The sequence below is a fragment of the Christensenella sp. KGMB01412 genome, from assembly GCF_055522415.1.
In genome coordinates this window covers 354263-375139 of the sequence record NZ_JBVFVW010000003.1, presented here as the reverse complement: position 1 = coordinate 375139, position 20877 = coordinate 354263, and the positions used below count along the sequence as shown (strand labels likewise).

Annotated in this window: 20 protein-coding genes; 4 read left to right on the top strand and 16 right to left on the bottom strand. The window is 50.5% G+C overall.

Annotated elements, in window-relative coordinates; translation table 11 throughout:
• Positions 1–72 precede the first annotated feature (72 nt).
• The 7 genes from ACS5WU_RS07300 to ACS5WU_RS07270 all read right to left on the bottom strand — a co-directional run bounded on the left by ACS5WU_RS07300 (position 73) and on the right by ACS5WU_RS07270 (position 7505).
• On the bottom strand, positions 73–1092 hold the full coding sequence (locus ACS5WU_RS07300; protein WP_046443585.1) for a zinc-dependent alcohol dehydrogenase: 1020 nt from the start codon (positions 1090–1092) through the stop codon (positions 73–75).
• A 32-nt stretch (positions 1093–1124) separates the two neighbouring features.
• Positions 1125–1736, bottom strand: a complete 612-nt coding sequence (locus tag ACS5WU_RS07295) for an HdeD family acid-resistance protein (RefSeq protein WP_046443584.1) — start codon at positions 1734–1736, stop codon at positions 1125–1127.
• A gap of 50 nt (positions 1737–1786) precedes the next feature.
• Positions 1787–3358: a glucosyltransferase domain-containing protein gene (locus tag ACS5WU_RS07290; protein WP_302760129.1), complete on the bottom strand. Its 1572-nt coding sequence runs from the start codon at positions 3356–3358 to the stop codon at positions 1787–1789.
• An 18-nt stretch (positions 3359–3376) separates the two neighbouring features.
• Complete coding sequence (locus ACS5WU_RS07285; RefSeq protein WP_059108733.1) at positions 3377–4615, bottom strand: glutamate-5-semialdehyde dehydrogenase; 1239 nt, start codon at positions 4613–4615, stop codon at positions 3377–3379.
• 102 nt (positions 4616–4717) lie between these two features.
• A complete protein-coding gene (locus tag ACS5WU_RS07280; protein WP_046443581.1) occupies positions 4718–5695 on the bottom strand; it encodes a DMT family transporter in 978 nt (325 codons plus the stop codon).
• Positions 5696–5798: 103 nt separating this feature from the next.
• Positions 5799–6680, bottom strand: a complete 882-nt coding sequence (locus ACS5WU_RS07275) for a LysR family transcriptional regulator (RefSeq protein WP_465089066.1) — start codon at positions 6678–6680, stop codon at positions 5799–5801.
• 15 nt (positions 6681–6695) lie between these two features.
• Positions 6696–7505 (bottom strand): N-acetylmuramoyl-L-alanine amidase family protein, encoded by an 810-nt coding sequence (locus ACS5WU_RS07270; protein ID WP_465089065.1) that lies wholly within the window; start codon positions 7503–7505, stop codon positions 6696–6698.
• A gap of 177 nt (positions 7506–7682) precedes the next feature.
• Here ACS5WU_RS07270 and ACS5WU_RS07265 point away from each other — a divergent pair, with 177 nt between their 5' ends.
• Positions 7683–8432, top strand: coding sequence for an SDR family NAD(P)-dependent oxidoreductase (locus ACS5WU_RS07265; RefSeq protein WP_059108730.1), 750 nt, complete (start codon positions 7683–7685; stop codon positions 8430–8432).
• Positions 8433–8466: 34 nt separating this feature from the next.
• Here the strand turns inward: ACS5WU_RS07265 and ACS5WU_RS07260 are convergent, their stop codons facing one another.
• Genes ACS5WU_RS07260 through ACS5WU_RS07250 form a run of 3 tightly spaced genes read right to left on the bottom strand, consistent with a single transcriptional unit; the run spans position 8467 to position 11321 of the window.
• Positions 8467–9408, bottom strand: a complete 942-nt coding sequence (locus ACS5WU_RS07260; protein ID WP_046443578.1) for a ribokinase — start codon at positions 9406–9408, stop codon at positions 8467–8469.
• Positions 9398–10231, bottom strand: a complete 834-nt coding sequence (locus tag ACS5WU_RS07255; RefSeq protein ID WP_046443577.1) for a BtpA/SgcQ family protein — start codon at positions 10229–10231, stop codon at positions 9398–9400. The genes ACS5WU_RS07260 and ACS5WU_RS07255 overlap by 11 nt, the downstream gene beginning before the upstream one ends.
• Positions 10232–10238: 7 nt before the next feature.
• Entirely contained in the window at positions 10239–11321 is a 1083-nt protein-coding gene (locus ACS5WU_RS07250) for a DUF4432 family protein (protein ID WP_197408884.1), read from the bottom strand.
• 343 nt (positions 11322–11664) lie between these two features.
• Between ACS5WU_RS07250 and ACS5WU_RS07245 the strand changes: the two genes are divergently transcribed.
• Positions 11665–12216 (top strand): hypothetical protein, encoded by a 552-nt coding sequence (locus ACS5WU_RS07245; RefSeq protein ID WP_046443576.1) that lies wholly within the window; start codon positions 11665–11667, stop codon positions 12214–12216.
• 213 nt (positions 12217–12429) lie between these two features.
• On the opposite strand, the gene ACS5WU_RS07240 is transcribed toward ACS5WU_RS07245, so the two are convergent.
• On the bottom strand, positions 12430–13161 hold the full coding sequence (locus ACS5WU_RS07240) for a YebC/PmpR family DNA-binding transcriptional regulator (RefSeq protein WP_046443575.1): 732 nt from the start codon (positions 13159–13161) through the stop codon (positions 12430–12432).
• A gap of 172 nt (positions 13162–13333) precedes the next feature.
• Between ACS5WU_RS07240 and ACS5WU_RS07235 the strand changes: the two genes are divergently transcribed.
• Positions 13334–14095, top strand: coding sequence for an SDR family NAD(P)-dependent oxidoreductase (locus ACS5WU_RS07235; protein ID WP_465089064.1), 762 nt, complete (start codon positions 13334–13336; stop codon positions 14093–14095).
• A 131-nt stretch (positions 14096–14226) separates the two neighbouring features.
• Positions 14227–17325: a transglycosylase domain-containing protein gene (locus tag ACS5WU_RS07230; RefSeq protein WP_302760872.1), complete on the top strand. Its 3099-nt coding sequence runs from the start codon at positions 14227–14229 to the stop codon at positions 17323–17325.
• A gap of 164 nt (positions 17326–17489) precedes the next feature.
• Here the strand turns inward: ACS5WU_RS07230 and ACS5WU_RS07225 are convergent, their stop codons facing one another.
• The 5 genes from ACS5WU_RS07225 to ACS5WU_RS07205 form a co-directional block, all read right to left on the bottom strand.
• Positions 17490–18026 (bottom strand): 2-oxoacid:acceptor oxidoreductase family protein, encoded by a 537-nt coding sequence (locus tag ACS5WU_RS07225; protein ID WP_046443572.1) that lies wholly within the window; start codon positions 18024–18026, stop codon positions 17490–17492.
• A 2-nt stretch (positions 18027–18028) separates the two neighbouring features.
• A complete protein-coding gene (locus tag ACS5WU_RS07220; RefSeq protein WP_046443571.1) occupies positions 18029–18766 on the bottom strand; it encodes a thiamine pyrophosphate-dependent enzyme in 738 nt (245 codons plus the stop codon).
• Between the two features lie 2 nt (positions 18767–18768).
• On the bottom strand, positions 18769–19830 hold the full coding sequence (locus ACS5WU_RS07215) for a 3-methyl-2-oxobutanoate dehydrogenase subunit VorB (RefSeq protein WP_046443570.1): 1062 nt from the start codon (positions 19828–19830) through the stop codon (positions 18769–18771).
• 46 nt (positions 19831–19876) lie between these two features.
• A complete protein-coding gene (locus ACS5WU_RS07210; RefSeq protein ID WP_046443569.1) occupies positions 19877–20083 on the bottom strand; it encodes a 4Fe-4S dicluster domain-containing protein in 207 nt (68 codons plus the stop codon).
• A 72-nt stretch (positions 20084–20155) separates the two neighbouring features.
• Entirely contained in the window at positions 20156–20842 is a 687-nt protein-coding gene (locus ACS5WU_RS07205; RefSeq protein WP_046443568.1) for a hypothetical protein, read from the bottom strand.
• Positions 20843–20877: the final 35 nt, after the last annotated feature.

Below are 20877 nucleotides of genomic sequence, written 5' to 3'. Positions count from 1 at the left end.
CCGGACAAAAGCAAACTGATTCCATACACAAAAAGCCCCGCAGGGTTCTCTGCGGGGCTTTATTGATTTTCTTTATTTTTCTATCATCATTGCCTTAACGCCGTTTGCCCGGTCCTTGTGGTAGGCGTTGAGCGCACCGTCCAGCCCATCCAGCGTAAAGCGGTGGGTAATCAGGGATTTTACATCCACGATCCCCGCCTTGATAAGGTCGATTCCTTTGGGGAAGTAGAGTGCGGGAATCGCATTAGAAGCCCTGACCTGCAGCTTCTTTCCGTGGATCACGTTAGAGTCGAGCGTCATTGCCGCACCCTCGCCATAGCTGATCCCAAGGAAGGAAACGATTCCTCCCACATTACATACCCTTGTAGCCGCGTCAATCGTCGCAGGCGGTGAAGATACAAGCACTTTATCGACGCCGCCTTTTTCAAACGCATACTGCGTGAGGTCTACCTTGTCGGTAAAAATAATCTCATCCGCACCAAACTGTTTTGCAAGCTCACACCGCTTATCCGCACCAGACCGCTGTGCCGCGTAGACCTTGCGCGCGCCGCACCGTTTTGCCATTTGCAGCGCCATCAGCCCAATCGGCCCAAGGCCAAGGACAAGAACGTCGTCGTTCATTTTGATATCCGCCGTCAGTATAAAATCAATCGCCACACCGAGCGGCTCCAAAAACGCGCCTTCCTCAAATGAAATACCCGTAAACGGCACGCAAAGTATTTCCGGTGCGATTACGTATTCGGAAAAGCCCATGCTTTCCCTGCCGCCCGTCATGAAGCTTGGCCCATTCATACTGAAATCCACGCGCCCGTCCAGCGAGCAGTCCGCCGTCGGATCGAATATGGACGTTTCCAACGCGACATGGTCGCCTGCCTGTAAGCGGGTTACACCCTTGCCAACCTTTTCTACCACTCCGGAAAATTCGTGTCCGAACGGCTGCCATTCTTCGGCGGCATAGCTCGCCAGAATATTGTCGTACCCGCAAAACCCGCACGCTTTGATTTTGATCAAAACCTCCCCCTCCTGCGGCTCCTTCAGGGCAACGTCCCTTATTTCAAATTTGTACGGCGCTTTCATATAAGCTGTTTTCATGTTTTCAAATCCCCCCTGTCTTTTATGATTGTCTATCTCTTGCGCGCAACCTTTCCCGAGACTGCCTCCGTGAGCAGTGCGACGCCTGCAACCGCAAGGTAAATCCCCAGCACGACGCTTGTAAGCAGCAGGCCGGTAAAGGGCAGAATCACCACGAGCACGCCCAGCACAATATTCAGGATGCCGCTAAGCTGCAGCCATGCGGTGTCCTTTTCATCCAGCCGTTTAAACCTGCTGCACGAAAAAAGCTGCATAATACCCCTGTAGATCGTGATAAAACCAAGCGCCACCGTAAAGAGCCCCAGCATCATATCCTGGCTTGCCATGTTTCCAACGGAAAGCACCAGGATTACAGCCCCCATCAGTATCATAATAATTCCGCTTGCAAGAGCCATATCGTTGCGGTAAGGGGGCGCCGTCCTGAAAAAGGCGATCATCTCATAAAGTCCCATAATCAACACGCCGATTGATAATCCGTAATTGACGGCAAAGCTTCCTCCTTGTGGAATGACTACCATCATGATCCCAAGGATGATCATGCACGCAGCCACAATACAGCCTGCGATCTTATGCTGCCTGATTTTACGTTCGGTCAGTTCCTCTGGTTCCAGTTCAAATTTTGGTATCAGGTTCTCATTATCCATAGCTATCACCTCGTTTGCCTTTTTATATTATTAAACACATTGAGCCTTTTTTATACCATGATATTAAGCCCATACCATGCGTCGTCCGGCTCGCTGAGTTTGACGACAATACATTCCCCGCTCCTTTGGATACACCCCTCCTGCGGCCAGCAAGGCATATCCTGCGAGCGTTCCACTCCCTTCGCAAACTGCTCCGGGGTATAAGCGCATACCGTGTAGCCCTCCGCATACAAAAAATCACGTATCCGCGCATTGTTACCGCCATCCCAGCTGAAAAACGATCCGGTTACCGCTCCCTGTGGAATAAGCTCATAGGGCTGCTCGAGCTTACCAATAAAGATCACCGGGGTATTCTCATCATGTCCGGCTTCATTCAGGCGTTCGACGATTTGTACGCCTGTCGCCTTGTCCTGTTCATACGCTACATAGCCATGGAAAAACATCAGGTTCATATACGCCGCGTTCATAAGCAGCAGCGCGCAAAAAACGAGATTGACACACGCGCGAAGGGCGCCTGTTTTTGGCAGCATATTAATGATCAGAAAAGCTTCCACACCCATCGCGAACGGCAACGCAAGCAGCGTACGCCCAATAACGGTTGGCTGCGCGAGCAGCACCGCCATAAAAAATGGGGAAATAAGCAGCAGGATACACGTTAAAAAAACCATAATCCTGTTTTTTGCACCTGCTTTGCGTGCTGCGCAAACCACTGTAAAAATCAGAAAAAGCACCGTGAGTACCATAATCACAGCGCCTCCATAGGTCTTTACGCCAAGCAGCACCGCCCCCGCGTTACGAACCGGCAGGAAAAGCGCCGAAAGCGCATTGTCCGCCTTCCCCCAGCCAATCAGGCCTTCGCTTAAATACGCCTGGCCCCCGGGAGCGACATATGTGGTCAGGTATGCGTTAATCAACGCATATGCGCCCACTCCGGCCGCAACAGCGCAAAGGCCCCACAAAACCTCCTTTGCGATTTTCGCATACCCGTATGTTTGGTCCCGTATAACGCGCACAAGGGCGTACGCCACAAGCGCCGTCAGGAAAACTCCCGCAAAGGCCTGGTAAAACGACGTCGCAAAGAAAATAAATACCACGCTCAGCAGCAGCGCCGCCGGCTTTTTGTATTGAAAATATCTGTAAATACACAGCACGCCAAACGCCGCAAGGAGCATCGCGAGCCCCTGCTGCATGCTGAACATCGAAAAGGACAGTATTTCCCCGGCCACAAGCGGTATGGAAGAAAACATTGCGCAAAAAACAAAGACAGAAAACCGGCTTGGTTCCTTGAAAAAAATCGTGATGCAGTATGCGAGTAAAACCCCCGCTGCCGTCCACAGCGTTACGCCCATGAAATCTGAAAAAAATGGAATATAATTTCCCATTGGGGTAACAACGCTGTCAAACAGGTAAAGCCCGAACCGTCCCTGCTGGATCCAGACATTTTTGATCAGCTCAGGATCTGCGTTCATAAGCCACGTTTCCTCGTCAATCCCGAGGGTATAGTGCGTGAGCATAAAACCATAGCAAACATATGCAAACACAAACGCAGCTATCACCGCATACCTGTTTTGTTTTAGAAAGCCGCAAAAATCATTCCACAGGGCCGCCGAAGTTTTTTTCATGCCACCTGTTCCCGTCAGTTAACGAATCTGTCCATCTCCATCGATCACGTATTTGGTCGTTGTAAGCTCCATAAGCCCCATCGGCCCGCGCGCATGCAGCTTTTGTGTGGAAATACCAATCTCCGCCCCAAAGCCAAATTCAAAACCATCCGTAAACCGGGTGCTTGCATTTACATATACCGCAGCGCTGTCTACCTCGTCCTTGAATTTTTCCGCATTGCGGTAATCGTTTGTTATGATTGCCTCCGAATGTCCGGTTCCATGCGTATTGATATGTGCGATTGCCTCATCCACATCGTCCACAACCTTAACCGAGATAATCAGGTCTAAAAATTCAGTATCGTAATCCTCTTCCGTGGCAGGCTTTGCGCCATATTTCTGGCAGGTTTTGCAGCCCCTGATTTCTACGCCCTTCTCCCGGAGCGCCGCAAAGGCCTTCGGCAGGAAATCTCCCGCAATATCTTCGTGCACCAAAAGGCTCTCCGCTGCGTTGCACACTGCCGGACGCGTCGTTTTAGCATTAACCGTGATTGCCGTCGCCATATCAAGATCAGCCGTCTTATCAACATAAATGTGACAATTTCCCACACCTGTCTCAATGACGGGAATGGTAGCGTTTTGTACGACAGACTGTATCAGCCCGCTGCCTCCGCGCGGAATCAACACGTCTATCACGCCGTTCAGCTTCATCATTTCCGTTACGGCCTCGCGTGATGTATCGGTAACGAGCCCCACTGCTCCGTGCGGCATTCCAGCAGCCTCCCCTGCGCGAATAAGGATATCTGCAATCGCGGTATTGGAATGGATTGCTTCGCTGCCGCCCTTCAGGACAACTGCGTTTGATGTTTTGATGCACAGCGCAACCGCATCCGCCGTTACATTCGGACGCGCCTCATAGATGATACCGATCACGCCCATCGGCACACGCCTTTTGGCCACGCGCAGCCCGTTCGGACGGCGCACCGCATGAATCACCTCGCCCACCGGATCCGGCAACGCAGCAACGTCGCGCAGGCCCTGTGCCATATCTGCGATCCTTTTTTTATCCAGCGCAAGACGGTCGATGAGGGCAGGGGTACGCCCTTTCTCCCGCGCTGCATCCACATCGAGCGCATTCTGCTTCATGATCTCTTCCGTATTGGAAAGCAGCCCGTTTGCCATCGCTTCCAGAATTTTATTTTTCGCAAGCGTACTTAAATTGTTCATTCCCGCTTTTGCCGCTTTGGCAGAGTTGGCGGTTGCAACTACTTTTCCCATGGTAAAACCCCGTTTCTTTCGTTTTTTTCAGTATAACATCCCCCCTTCCTGAAAACAAGAGCGGCGCCCGTATTTCGGCGCCGCTTTCCAGCTTTCTTTTCTTTACTTTTCCGCTAACTTTTCCCGTATGGCGCAGGCTGTACGCAAGTTTTTTCCCCGCGGGCGCAGCCCCGGAACCAGCATTGCCACCGAACCAACCAATATCAGTACAATTCCAGCGATCATATTGGAGGGTACTGCTTCATGCAGGATCGCCGCGGCAAGTATCGTTGCCAGCACCGGTTTGAAGAAAAACACAAGGGATGCCGTGTTTGCCGACGTCCGTTCCATTGCCGTAAAATAGGACGCAAAGCCCGCGCCGGTAATGCCGATGCAGATATACAGTACGATCCAGATGTTTTCCATACTGTAACCGGTCAACAGCGGAATATTCGCATACGTTTCCATGCCGTGCGCCGTCATATAGTCCGCTACGCCACCGATATGGCTTAAAAGAACCACCACGAACAGCTCTGCCGCACCAAATAAAAAACTCAGGCAGGTTACTGTGACGCCGCCGTACTGCATACATTTCTTTTTGCCCATAACGCCATAAAGCGAAAATGTCAGGACAGACAGAAGTGTCAGGATGATACCGCCCGCACTAACCTGCGCGCCCAGCGGACCTATCAGTATAATGATTCCCACAATTTCAGCCACGATCGCGATCACATTCCGTCTGTGGATGACCTCGCGAAGCAGCAGCGCCGAAAGCAACATGATGAACGCCGGATTACTGCTGAACAGCACTGCTACCACAGACGCGTTGGTTTCAAGGATCGCGAGCTGGTAGAACGTCATGCTGACGGCAACGCCAATGAGGCCAAGCAAAGCAAATACGCGCAGATCCGTTCTCTTGAGCCGTACGCCTCTTTTCTTCATCCTGTTCACCGCGAACGGAATCAGGAATATCCCCCCGATGAGAAAACGCGTCAGCGTCAGCTGCATGGGATTAAAATCCCCCGCGATCTGCTTAAGCGCGATCTCCATCGTACTGAACAATATAATTGCAGAAATAATATAAATCCAACTTTTTTTCACAAAAAAGACTTCCTTTCCTTCACAACGATGCTTTCACTGTTATGATACCCTCAGAAGTCACATAAGTAAAATCTATATTATTTATATATACTATAAGCACAACTTATTTCAATGATCGGATAAACTCCTTAGCCGCATGGGATACCTGTCCCTTATTCCCGGTCACCACACATATTTTACGCGGCGGCAGCTGCTCCTCCGTTTCCAGCACGAACGCCTTTTTCCTGCGGATACTTTCCTTCGCAAAAAAGTCGACCACAATACCAATCCCCATATTGCGTTCTGCGAACGGTGCAATGAGGTCCGACGTAGCGACCTCAAAGTCTGGCCGGAGTTCGATTCCTTTCCCTGCAAAAAATTCGTCCAGATACTGGCGCGTACTCGTTCCCTTTGCATGACAGACGATCGGATACTGCATAATTTGCCCGAGCGACAGACGCTTTCCCTGCAAATGCCTGAAACGTTCGCCCGCAAGGAAAACATCCTGTATCTGCGCTACGTCCTGCACGGAAAGCCCTTTGTAGTTTTCGACCGGCGAGCCGACCACGCCAAGATCTATCTTGCCTTCCCGCAGGCTTCCGATCGTCGCGGGAGTTGTGAGGTTCATGATTCCCATACGCACCTTGGGATATTTGTTGTGGAACGCCTCCAGAAAAGGCAGCAGGTAATATTGCAGCGTCATATCGTTCGCGCCGATTCGCACCTCGCCCGTCTCAAAATCAAGCATTTCCTCAAGCCGCCTCTCGCCGAGCAAAATCTGCTCGTACCCCCTGGCGACATGGAAATAAAGCGCTTCGCCCTCCTTCGTCAGCGTCACGCCTTTTTTTGTCCGGAAAAAAAGGCTGCAACCGAGAAGCTTCTCCAACTGCTTCACCGACTGGCTCACAGCCGGCTGCGAAATATACAGCTTTTCCGCTGCGGCCGTGATACTGGAAAGCTTTGCAACATAGTAAAATGTTTTATAAGAATCGAGGCTGATATCCATATTGCTCTCCCGTCTTCATCCGAAATAATTCAAAATACCGTTTGAAATTCCCTGCGCACATTCATTCTGGTAATCCGTTGAAATAAGCAGCTCTTCCTCTTTTGCATTGGAAAGGCAGCCCATTTCCATGTTGCACACCGGAACCGTACTCCAGTTGAATCCGGTCTGGTCGTCGCGCTCCATAATCCCCCTGTTTTTTGCGCCCGTTTCTTCCACGAACGCATTCAGGATGGCTTTTCCCGCCGCAAGACTTTCTTCCTCAAAACCCTGTGCATGGCTTCCCACAGGCACCAGCATCAGCGCGCCGTGTACGGATTCGTCGTCCACTCCGTCACAATGCAGGCGTACCACGAGATCTGCGCCCGCGTCATTCATCATAGTCGCACGTTCTTTGTTCGAAATATCCACGTCGGACGATTCACGCGTCATAACAACCTGCGCGCCGTTTTCCTCGAGAATATCCCGCAGCCTGAGCCCCACTGCCAGCGTGATCTTGTATTCCGGCGTTCCTGTATTTCTTCCGTCCGCACCCGAAGATACCTTTGCCTTCATCTCGCCGTCCCCCGGCGCGGAGGCCTCTTTTTCCGAATTACCCTTTGCCTGGTGCCCCGGATCGATTCCAATCACGATTCCGGAAAGCGGTTTTTCCGGCGTAGGTTCTGGTGTCGGTTCCGGCGTCGGAGTTGGAGCAGGCTCCGGCGTAGGGGTGGCGGCAGGCGCGGGCGTAGGCGTTGCCGTTGGAGTGCTTATCGCGGCAGAGTCCTGCGCCTGCGCCGTTTGTACGGGTTCGCTTTGAGGCGCACAGCCCGCGATTCCAATTCCCATTAAAATACAAAGTATTGCTGCGGTTATTTGTTTTGCCATAACGTTTTATTGTCCTTTACCTGTTTGATTCCCTTCCATTATAAACTCCAATGCCTGATTGCACAAATGAAAGACTTTTTTCCCACTCCCAAAACATGGTATAATAAAATATCATTTTAAAAAGGTTGGGCATGGCAAATGAAGGCACTCATTACGGGCGCAAGCTCCGGGATCGGAAGGGATATCGCTAAAAACCTGAGCAAACGGGGGTATGACCTGGTTATTACCGCCCGGCGGGAGGAGCGTCTTTTGGAGCTGAAAAGCGAGCTTGCCACAGACGTTATTGTCATTCCGGCAGACCTTTCCCAAAAGGAAGAATGCCTGCGCCTGTACGGGCAAACGAAAAACGAAGATATCAGTGTGCTTATTAACAACGCCGGGTACGGCGTATTTGGCGCGTTTGACAAAACCGGGCTCCCGGAAGAAATCGATATGCTGGACGTCAACATCATTTCGGCCCATATCCTGATGAAGCTGTTCCTGAAGGATTTTATTGCGGAGAACCGCGGGTATATCCTCAACGTCGCCTCGTCGGCGGCCTTTTTGCCCGGGCCGCTCTTCTCGTCCTATTATGCGTCCAAGGCTTATGTGCTGCGCCTGACGCAGGCTGTGAGTGAGGAGCTTCGCCGTGCAGGAAAAAACGTATCTGTCAGCGCGCTCTGCCCCGGCCCGGTGGATACGGAGTTTAACAAAACCGCGGGTGTGCAGTTCGGTTTTGGCGGGCTTTCTTCTCCTTCTGTAGCAGATTATGCGGTTAAGAAAATGTTTGCCAAAAAAACGGTCATCGTTCCCGGGGCAACGATGAAGTTCGCACGGTTCTTTTCCAAGCTGCTTCCGGATTCCCTTCTGGCCAAAACGGCTTACAACCTGCAAAATAAAAAGCAATAAAAAAAGCCGGCGCTGCCGGCTTTTTTGATCGTTGTTATTCTGAAAGCTCTTTCCATACTTTTTCCACCTCGGCGAGCCTTGGTATGGAGGTTTGCGCCCCCTTCACCGTGGTGCTGAGCGCAGACGCAACCGAAGCAAAGCGAATCGCCTCATAAAGGGGATAATCCCTGGACAGCGCCGCTGTAAACGAGCCTAAAAACACATCGCCCGCAGCCGTACTGTCAACCGCCTGTACCTTTGGCGGCGTGAACCGCGTATTTTTCCCGCCAACAGGCGCAATGCAGCCCTCCTTGCCAAGGGAAACGATTGGGCAGGGAAATCCTGCTGTGAGAAGGCTTTCAAGGCACGCCTCCGCCGTAGCGATATCCGTAATCTTAATGCCGGCAAGCTGTGCCGCCTCGATTTCATTCGGTTTTGTAAAATCAATCATGCGGATAATATCCTGAGGAAACGGTTCCTTTGGAATAGGCGACGGATCGAACACCACGGTCATACCATGCTTTTTTGCCATACGGATCGCCGCGTACACTGTTTCACACGGAATCTCCAAAACCGCAAGCAAAAAATCATACTCTTCAAATAACGCCTCGTTTTCTTCAATGTCCCGCGGCGTAAGGAGCGCGTTCGCCCCCGGTGAAAAGGAGATCGAGTTAATTCCTTCCCTGTCAATGCGTATCATAGCGATTCCCGCCGTTTCGTCGGGCTCGATCAGGATATGCGAGGTGTCGATCCCGTCCCTGCGGAGTTCTTCCAGAAGCTGGTTGCTAAAGCTGTCTGTGCCAAGCTTTCCAAGGAACCCAACGTTTCCGCCCATACGTGCCGCGGCAACCGCCTGATTCCCTCCTTTGCCCCCGGGATAGGTTGCGAAGTTATCGGTTATCACCGTTTCCGCAGGCGCGGGCATCCGTTCCATAAACATCGTTAGATCCATATTAATGCTGCCCACGCATAAAATACGTTTCCCGTTATTTCCCATTTCGAATACTCCATACAGCATCCATAAACTGCTTCGTACGTTCCAGGCTAACCGGCTGTTTCCAGTCGTTGTTTTCCTTGAAATAGCTTCCCACAATCGCGCCGTCGGAATGCTCCAGAAGCTCCTTTACATTTTCACTGGTCGTGCCGCTGCCAAGGAGCACCGGGACGTCCACGCTGTCCGAAAACTCTTTGACCTTTTCCGGCGTGGGCGCAATCCCCGTTTCAAAACCGGTCACGATCAGCGCTTCCGCCCCTTCCGTCACCGCATCGTTTGCCTGCTCGGCAAAGCTGCGGTCTGAGATGATAAAATGGCTGCCGTGCTTTACGTTCACATCGCATAAAAACAGTACGTCCTCACGCGCGTCAAGCGCAGCGCGGTACCTTGCCAGCTTTCCGCCAATCCCTTCCAGAATACCCGCGTGGGAAACATAGGCGTTTACCCACTCAAATACGCGCATCCACTTTGCGCCTGTAGCGACCGCAATCGCAAGCGCCTGCTCGCCGCCGTTGAGATGGCAGTTCACACCGATTGGAATTTTAACCGCCTGCCGCACATAAGTTGCCGCGGCTGTCATTGCAGCAACGGTCTCCGGGCCGATCTCGCATCCCTTGATGTAAGGATAATCCCAGATGTTTTCGATTTGCAGGCCATCCACGCCGCCCTTCTCAAGCAGCTGTGCTTCCTTCACCGCAATATCGATGATCTGTTCCATACCCATTTTCTTTTTATCATACATTGGCGAGCCCGGTAACGGGCGCAAATGCACCATGCCGATTATTGGTTTTTCGTGCTTAAATATTTTGCTCAAACGCTGTTCCATGTTTCTGTCATCCCTCCATGATCTGCTCGATTGTTTCTTTCATTTTCTCCGCCTGCCCAGGCGCCATATAACCGGTGGTGATCTCAGACTTAAAAATCCCCTGCGGCGGCAAACTGCGGACGTTGCCTTTTGCTTTTTCAGCCAGATAGCCTTCCGGTTCCGCCGTTGACGGGAGAACCATTCCCATGGACTGCCAGTCCTTATGGTAAACCATCCATCTCACGCCCCTGTTTAAAACCCTGGGATCATATGAGGTATAGTCCGCGCTGCCGTCCTTATGGACGTACAGGAAATGAACTTTACCGTTTTCATCTGTTTTGGGATCGCGCAGGAAAAGGACGATCTCCGGATCATACACATCGCCCTCTTTTATGATTTTTGTCACCTTTACGTCCTCCTGCACACGTCCCAAAAGCTCCATAAATGCAGGATCAGGCGTATTGTACTGCGGAATGCTGACGCGCACCACCATATGCTCGGGCGTCCACGGCAATGTCTGGAACACTTCCGCTCCCGCTTCTGTTTTGTTATTGATATGGCACATATACATCAGGTCCATCGCTTCGCGCGATTTGTTCTGCACCTCCATGCTCACGTCAATGAGTGTGCTGCCTTCATAAAGCTTTGCCATTGGCCGGGCAATATAGTGGCTGCCGAATGCACGATTGTATTCGTATTCGCCCGTAACTGCAATATACCTGCCTTTTTCGTCGCTACCGGTTACAATACCGGCGCTGTCATAAGTGACATAGGGAATTTCTCCATGATGCCCGTGGTCATCCTCCGGCGAGGGGCAGCCCATTGCAAGGATTCCACAGTGCATGATATAGCAGCCGTAAGTATCACGGAACAGTTCCCTTTTCTTTGGCATTGCAAAGCTCGTTTCCATTTTAAGGGAACGTCCGTGGAACTCCGCATCCCACACCATCTGCCCATTGAACGGCAGAACCGTGATAAAGCCCTCGCTGTTTTGGAGCTTTACCGCGCAAATACCGCTCTCGAAACGGTATAAATACGCTTTGAGCGAGCCATCGTCTACAAACAGGCTTTCCTTGTCTGTAAACATCCCATCCTTTAAATTAATATACATGACTTCTCCTTTCGATGAATAATATAAAAAATGTATTTGAAAATAATAAAAAGTTAACCTGTCCTGCCGACCAGCTTTTGCCGGATCAATCCAATAGAAGTTTCCAGTTAAATATACCATAATTGCCTGCATTTCGCAACCGCATACAGCCTGTGCCAAAAGGGCTTCTCACGAACATTCTGCAAAATATATTGGTTGATCCGGTTGGTTGCCTTACGGCAGAATCGTAATGTATTATCACTTATTTTAACTGATTTGTCATGCTTTTAACGAAATGCAGAAACCGCCTGCTTTTTTGGATATAATCGAACCATACAATAAAGGGTGAGGAGATGTATCAGCTATGAAAAAACTATTAGCAACCCTATTGGTTGCACTTTTCTGTATCGGGCTCATTGGTTGCGGCGTACCACAGGAAGAATATACAAAAGTGGTCGGCGAACGCGACGAGCTTGCCGCAGGGCAAATCGAACTGGAAAACCAGTTAGAAAAAACATCCGCTGAACTGGATGCGCTTTCGCAGAAATTGGAGGAACTGGAAGCCGAAAACCAAAAGCTTTCCGGTGATTTGACGACAGCCAATCAAACCATTCAGGATTTATCATCAAAAATAACCGACCTCGAAAATCAACTGAGTCAAAAAACTGCCGAAGCAGAGCAGCTGTCTTCTGAAAAATCGACCTCTTCTTCTAAGAATAGTACCAGCAGCGATAACAGCGACGCTTCCCCCGACCAAAAAAGCGGCGGTGGCGCAACAGTTTATATTACCAAAACAGGAGAAAAATATCATACAGGCGGCTGCAGTTATTTGAAAAAAAGCAAAATTGCAATTTCTCTCAGCGAAGCAAAAGCAGACGGTTATTCTCCCTGCTCCAGATGCAGCCCGCCGTCATAATCATGGCAAATCTGCCAACTTTTCCATGATATGAAAAGACCTTGCTTTCCTTTTTTGGAAGGATCGGCAAGGTCTTTTGATTTATCAGTTGATACGATTCCGGCTTTTTGCTTCAATCCCTTTTCAAACGCCCCGGGACTGTCCAAAAAACATGTTTTTCATCTGTACTATCATATATATTACAGCACAAATCCCGCTATATAAGCGGCTTGTTCATTCTTCGTCCGGAAGTTCCGCATTATGATAGACGTTCTGCACATCGTCGTTATCTTCGAGCATATCGAGCATTTTTTCGAATTTCACCTGCTGCTCCGCGTCAAGGTTCGTTGTCGTCTGCGGCACCATATCGAGCTCTGCGGATAAAAATTCGTAACCCTGTCCTTCCAGTGCTTCACGCACTGCCGAGAAGTCCTCAGGAGCTGTCGTAATCTCATATGCGCCGTCTTCTGCCGTAAAATCTTCCGCACCCGCCTCAAGCGCCGCTTCCATTACCGTATCCTCATCGCCCGCTTCCGAATCGATGACTATGATTCCTTTTTTATCAAACAGGAAGGACACGCTGCCCGTGGTACCCATGCTGCCCCCAAATTTATCGAACGCATGACGCACCTCGCCAACCGTACGGTTTTTGTTATCCGTCATGGTTTCTACGATAACAGCGACGCCGCCGATGCCGTAGCCTTCATAGGTCAGTTCCTCATAGTTGATGTTTCCAAGCTCGCCCGCCGCTTTTTTGATGGAACGGGTGATGTTATCGTTTGGCATATTGTTTGCTTTCGCTTTGGCAATACAGTCCCTCAGGCGCGAATTGGAAGCCGGATCAGAGCCGCCAAGCTTCACAGCTACCGCAAGCTCCCTGCCGATTTTTGTAAAAACCTTGCCCCGGGCCGCGTCCGCTTTCCCTTTTTTATTTTTAATCGTTGACCATTTCGAATGTCCAGACATCTTACTCACCTCAAAAAATAATTAATTTCTACTGTAAGATAGTATCATAAGATGGCTTTCTTGTAAACTTTGAACTATGATAGAAGCATCTTGAATTTACTGTTCGAAGTTTTGGAATAATCGTCGCGTTTATCTTTTGAATAGAAAGCGACCGATTTTGGAGGTGGAATCTATGGAAATCACAATCGTGACCGGCGCGTCTTCCGGTATGGGACGGGAATTTGCACTGCAAATAGACCGTCAGCAAAAGATTGATGAAATCTGGGCTATTGCGCGCAGGAGGGAGCGGCTGGAAGAATTGCAAAACAATACCCGTCTGCCCATGCGGATTTTTGCATATGATTTAACGGACAGCTCGCATATTGAAGACCTGAAATCGGTCTTAAATACCGAAAAACCACAGATTCGGCTGCTTGCAAATTGCGCCGGCCTGGCCAAATTCGGCGATTTCGAATCTGTGCGGGAAAGCGACGCGCTCAGAATGATCGACCTGAACATACGTGCGCTTTTCAGCGTCACCTCGGCCTGCATTCCCTATATGGTTTCCGGCGGGCATATTATTGAGATTGCTTCTACCGCAGCGTTCCAGCCACTGCCCGATATGAACGTTTATGCGGCGACAAAGGCGTTTGTCCTGAGCTATTCCCGCGCGTTAAACCGTGAGCTGGGAAGAAAGGGCGTAAGCGTTACCGCAGTATGCCCCGGTTGGACCAAAACGGAGTTTTTCAGCGTAGCGCGTGAAAATGCCGATTCCGGCGCGGTGAAAAATTTTCTGTTCCCTTCCTCCCCCGGCAAGGTTGTAGCCCATGCCCTGAAGGACGCCCAAAAAGGAAAAGATATTTCCATCTATGGTATTACAAATATTCTGCACCTCTTCTTTTCAAAAATCCTTCCCGCCAATTCTATCATGACTTTTTGGGACGCTATGAAATAAGAAAATTCCGTTTGTTTCTTATCCTCCGCATATATGAATAATTTGTGAAAAACATTTATTTGCAGGCTGATTTATGGTAAGATTGTCATATATATACGCATGGCTCGCCATGCAATGGAGGTACTGGTAATATGGCTCCCCAAAAGGACAAACGGGATAATATAACAGATCCGGATAAAAAGACCGGAACTGTTGGAAATAAAATAAATGAGCTGGGCGCAAAGGCCAAGCGTTTTTTTGTGCAGGCAGGACAAAAGATCAAAGAAACCTTTCGCGGGCTGCAAACCGATTCCGCAAAGCCCGAAAAACCAAAACAGAAAAAGATTGTAAACCAAAAACCGGCCCAGGTAAAACCAAAGGCACGGCCCATACAATCAAAGCCAAAGGCTTCGCCTTCTCAGGCAAAACAGCCGTTGGCGCCGCAAAAACCTCTTCCAAAGCAGGCTCCCCTGAAGGCGGAGCCAAAAGCAAAAAAGCCTGAAGAAAAGGTGAGCGAGGAGACGGTTGTTTTTTCTGACGACATGACCAAGCAGTTTTCGCCGACCGCTCCTAAAAAAGCCCCGCTTAAAAAGCCTGTTCAAAAGCTGACACAGGCGCAGAAGGATGAAACACAGCTCATCCCCGCTGTAAAACACCAGTCAATATTCAAACCAAGAGAGAAAAAGCCCAATTTTGTTCTTGGCGTCATGCTGACAACAATCAAGCTCTCTTTTGTTGCGATTATCCTCGTAGTGGCGATTGGTATTGGCTCGGTGATGGGCGTTGCAAACGCATATCTTGGAACCACGCCCGAGCTTGACGTATCCAAAATAAGCGACCAGAACCAGAACACGAAAATATACAGCGCGATTGACGGAAGCTATATCACAACCTACACAGGCCTTGAAAACAGGGATGTCGCTTCCCTCGACGAAATACCGGATGACCTCAAAAATGCGGTAATCGCCGTGGAGGACATCCGTTTTTATGAACACAACGGCGTTGATTTCCGCCGTCTTTTGGGCGCTTTCGTATCAAACCTGTCTTCCAGTAAAACGGAAGGCGGCAGTACCATCACGCAGCAGCTAGTCAAAAATACGCTGCTCACGAACGAAAGATCCTATAAGCGTAAATTGCAGGAGGCATATCTTGCAACCGAGCTTGAAAAAAAGTATACCAAGGATGAAATTCTGCAAGCCTATCTTAACGCGATCCCGCTGGGCGGAACGATATACGGCGTGAAGACGGCGGCGCACGATTACTTTAATAAAGAGCTTTCCGAGCTTAACCTGCGTGAAATGATCTGCATTGCGGCAATCACACAAAATCCTACGCGGTATAACCCGCGCACGGCGACCTATACGCATCCGGAATACCTGCCCGACCTCATCAACCGCATGAACATCGTTGCAGAGCGTATGTACTGGGATGGAATGATCACAGAGGAACAATACAATGAAGTAATGGTTCCCGCTTCCGAATACCTTGCAGATGAATCGACTTCGGATAATAAGGTTTTAAAAGAGGGTTACCTCGACATCTGGAAGGCTGAAATGAACGTACAGGAAACCTCTCCTACGAACGAGCTGTATCCATATCCTCATTTTATCGAATACATGATGTATGACGTGCAAACCTTTATGCTTGAAAAGGAAGGCCTTGAGGATACGAAAGCCAACCGTCAGAAAGTGGATAACGAGCTGCGCGTGGGCGGCTACAAAATTTATGCGACTGTCGATCCGAAGATACAGGAAACCGTACAGAATACCCTTTCCGAATATGACGGTTATCCCACCAAGTTACCGAGCGGTGTGGAAACCGAGCTTACCGACAGTGCAGGAAATGTGACCGAACAACCGCAATCCTCCGCTGTAGTCATCGATAATTCCACCGGCTATCTTGTGGCAATCGTGGGTTCGCGTGACGATCCTGAGGTCAAACGCAGTCTCAACCGCGCAAATACAGGTTTGCAGGTCGGTTCGTCGATCAAGCCGCTTGCCGTCTATGGCCCCGCGTTTGATACCGGCTACGGCGCCGCTTCGCCGGTTGCGAATATACCTGTTCCGATCAGCGGCTGGATCGTAGATGGAGAAGACAGCTCTCCTACTATTACGGGTACGCAAGGGCCTGTCACGATGCGCACTGCGATTGTAAAATCCTTAAATGTCGCTGCCGCGCGCACATTAATGGATTATGTTACCATCGATACATCCGTTGAATACCTGCATAAGCTTGGTATCCCTGACGAGAATATCACGCCGACAGGCGTTGGACTTGCGCTCGGCGGTTCTACCGTTACGCCTATCCAGATGACAGGCGCATATGCTGCGATTGCCAACGAGGGTGAATACCGGCAGCCCGTATCCTTCACGAAGGTGCTCGACGCGGACAACAACGTTGTCATCGATACGGAAACAGACCGCGACGTGCACGAGGCTTTCAAACCCTCTACCGCTTATATGCTGACGGATATCCTCGAAGATGCAGTGCAGGAAGGCACCGGTAGCCAGGCCCGCCTTGACGGTATGACAACTGCAGGCAAAACCGGTACGGTCGGCGACAACAAGGGCGTAACCTTTGCCGGCTACACGCCATATTATACATCAATGGTATGGGTGGGGCACGACCTGGCAAAAACCATTGGCAGCAAAGCATACGGCGGAGGAATTGCCGCGCCGCTCTGGAAGGAATATATGCAGAAAATCCACGAAGGGCTGACGGATAAAGAAATTATTGATGGAACGCCTGAGGATTTCAATATCAATACCAGCGTTACAGTCTGCCGGTATTCAGGGCTCAAACCCGGCAGCGGCTGCGAAACCTTTACCGACTGGATGGCAAAAGGTGACGAACCGACCGAGGTTTGCAACCAGTGCTCGTCAGTCAGCGTAAAAATGTGCGGCCTTTCCGGCAAACGCTTTGTAGAAGGCCTGTGCCCTGAGGAATATGCCTACACCGTCGGCGGCGGACGCATATTCCCTGAGAATTCGCCTTACGCGCAATGGCTTGGCGGAGGATCGGCAGGGTTGACTGCGTCGGAGCCCGTAATAGGCGAGGGCGGATATTATGTAAGCGGCGGCGATCCGACCACGGACTGTGACGGCGCGCATATCGCGGTGCCAACGCCTACTCCTTCGGAAGTGCCAAGTGCGATCCCCACGCCGACCTTTAACCCTATCCCAACGCCAACTCCAAGTACGGCACCTACCCATACTCCCGATCCCAGTCCATCGGTAGCTCCGGAAGGCTAAAGCAGTTTTTTAAAGGCCCCGCTTCTTGCAGGCAGGGCCTTTTTTGTATGGAATGACATGGATATTCTATGGTTTACACGCCCCATTCTTCGTCGCGCCGCCGATTTAAAAAGACAACAAAAAAGCTGTTGTCAATGGCAACAGCTTTTCATTGTCTTAACTGGTTATCTCGCAGCTTGTGCGCCCGCTTCCAGCGCTTTTTCATTCATAGGAATCAAATGCGCCTTCTTTTCTCCCATAATCTTTGCAAGGCATTCGATGATCGTCTTATTTTCGACCACATGCGCACATTCGTTGTACGCGCCAAGCATAACCATATTCGCGGCCTTAATGCTGCCAACCTGCTCCGCAAGTGAATTTGCAGGAACCTTGATTACCCTCACATCCGTACGCGTAGGCTCTATCTCGATCAAATCCGAGTTGATGAGCAGCAGCCCGCCCGGCTTCAGGTCCTTTTCGTATTTTTCCAAGGAAGGCCTGTTCATTACGAGTACGCAGTCCGCATCCACGACAACCGGGGAGCCGACCTCGCCATCAGATACCACAACGTTACAGTTGGCGGTTCCGCCACGCATTTCCGGGCCATAGGACGGCAGCCACGAAACGTTTTTTCCCTCGTTCATTCCCGCATACGCAATGATCTGCCCTGCGAGAAGCACGCCCTGTCCGCCGAAACCGGCTAAAATAATCTCTTCCGTCATGATTATTTGCCCTCCTTTGTTACGCCCAGCGGATACTGCGGCACCATGTTATCTTCCAGCCATTTCAGGGCTTCCACCGGGTTCAGCCCCCAGTTTGTCGGGCATGTGGAAAGGATTTCCACCATAGAAAAGCCCTTGCCCTCCATTTGGTACTGGAATGCTTTTTTAATCGCCTTTTTCGTCTTTATAATGCTTGGGACATTGTGCACAGAGGTACGCTCAATGTAATACGCACCGTCCAGCGTCGCAAGCATTTCTGCCATTCTAACCGGCATCCCCTGCGTTTCCGCATTCCTGCCATAAGGAGACGTCGTGGTCACCTGCCCAACGAGCGTTGTGGGCGCCATCTGTCCGCCTGTCATACCATAAATCGCATTGTTTACGAATATCGCTGTAATTTTCTCTCCCCTTGCAGCGGCATGGACGATTTCCGCTGTGCCGATCGAAGCAAGGTCGCCGTCGCCCTGATAAGTAAACACGAGATCCTCCGGGCAAGTGCGCTTGATTCCTGTAGCAACCGCCGGAGCCCTTCCGTGCGCCGCTTCCATCATGTCGCAGTTAAAATAATTATATGCAAATACCGCACATCCGACCGGCGCGATGCCGACCGCCTTATCTTCCATGCCCATCTCCTCAATACACTCGGCAACCAGCCTGTGGATAATGCCATGCGTGCAACCAGGGCAGTAATGGAAGGGCACGTCTGTGAGCATTTTTGTCTTTTGAAATACTTTTGCCATGATTATTTGCCCTCCTTCAGCTTTTTAACGGCATCTACAACCGCATCAGGAGTCGGGATGAACCCGCCAACCGTTCCATAGAACTCGACCGGAACCTTGCCGTTTACCGCAAGCCTTACGTCCTCGATCATCTGTCCTGTATTCATTTCCACACAAAGTATCCCCTTAACATGCTCCGCAGCTTGTGCAAACGCATCCGAAGGGAAGGGCCACAGGGTAATCGGACGAATTACGCCGACCTTAATGCCCATTTCACGCGCTTTGAGGGCAGCGTTTTTCGCGATACGCGCCGTCGTTCCGAAGGCCGCGATCACATAATCCGCATCCTCTGTCATAAACTCCTGCACACGCGTCTCATTTTTGGTAATCTCAGCATATTTCGCCTGGAGCTGGTCATTTACCTCTTTCATCGATTCCGCTTCGATATAAAGGGAATTGATGATATTACGCTGGCGGGATTTATCCTTCCAGCCGTTTGCCGCCCATGTTTTCTCCGGCAGGTCGCGTCCCTTTGTTTCCTTGAACGCAACCGGCTCCATCATCTGCCCAATCATTCCGTCTCCCAGAATCATAACCGGGATGCGGTACTGATCTGCAATGTCAAAGCCTTCCGCAACAAGGTCCGCCGCTTCCTGTACGCTTGACGGAGCAAGTACCACAAGATGATAGTCGCCGTGGCCGCCGCCCTTTGTCGCCTGGAAATAGTCTCCCTGCGACGGAAGGATACCGCCAAGGCCAGGCCCGCTGCGGATGATGTTTACAATCAGGCAGGGCAGCTGCGCACAAGCGATATAGCTGATCCCCTCCTGCTTTAAGCTGATTCCCGGCGAGGACGAGGACGTCATGACGCGCGCACCCGCGCCTGCCGCTCCGTACACCATGTTGATTGCAGAAACTTCGCTTTCCGCCTGAATAAACGTCCCGCCGATTTGTGGCATCCGTTTGGACATATATTCAGGAACCTGATTCTGAGGCGTGATCGGATATCCGAAAAAATGCGTACAGCCTGCTTTGATAGCCGCTTCCGCAATGGCCTCGTTCCCCTTCATTAATACCTTATCCATAAATTCCATTCACCTTTATCTAAATTTATTTGATCTCACTTTACGTTTATTTATCTACCTCAAGAGCGCAATCCGGGCACATACGCGCACAGGAGGCACAGCCGATGCACTCCTCCGGCTTCTCGATCCCAATGGGATGATAGCCCTTAGCGTTAAGATGCGATTTATCAATCGCGAGAAGGTCTTTGGGGCAAGCCCCGATACACAGGCCGCAGCCCTTGCAGGTATCTTCATAGATCGTTAAATTAGCCATTTTTTTCTCACCTTTATATGTAAATATTTTAGATTTTGTTCTAAAAAGCGCCGAATGGCGCTTATTTATAGATTAGCACTTTTCATGTTCATCGTCAACAAGCCAGTCCGGAAAAGTATAGATCGTAAGTGGTATCTGCGGGATATGATACCCTGCTTCTTTAAACTCCACCAGTATTTCCGGTTTCCCGGAAACATAGGAGATCGGCACGCCCGTACGCTTCGAAACCTGCTCGCAGACAACCTGCCCATCCAGTAAATCTACAGCGCTGCTTTCCCGTCCAAGGTTCGTATTGTTGATAATTCCATCTATGGAAAGCCGGATTCGCGCGCTGATTTGCTCCATCATTTCGATGATCTCGTCTGCGCTGCGTTGCAGGGGCCTGCGCGCGTTTACCACATAATAGAGCATGGTATCCTCCCTCACGGCTTGGAACTTCTGGAGCAGCCCGCCGAGCGCCGCCGCTCCGACCGGATCTCCGCCCGCGTCGAACACCGCCGCTTCGTATTCAAATGCCGCGTTCACCTCGGCAGAAAGCACCGGGACATCCACATTGGTATTCGCATACGGCGGCGCAATCAGGTAGACGCCGTTTTTTTCAAGGAGCTCCGCGCTTTCCGCGCTCCGGAAATACGGGTTTACGACATCGATATCCACAAGCGCTGTCTTTGCCTTTTTGGCGAGCGCAATGGAAGTATTGAGTGATAATTCCGTCTTCCCGCTCCCGTAATTTCCTGCAAATATATTGAATTTTTTCATAGTTTCCTCCAAGAACAAAGACACCTTTCTGGTGT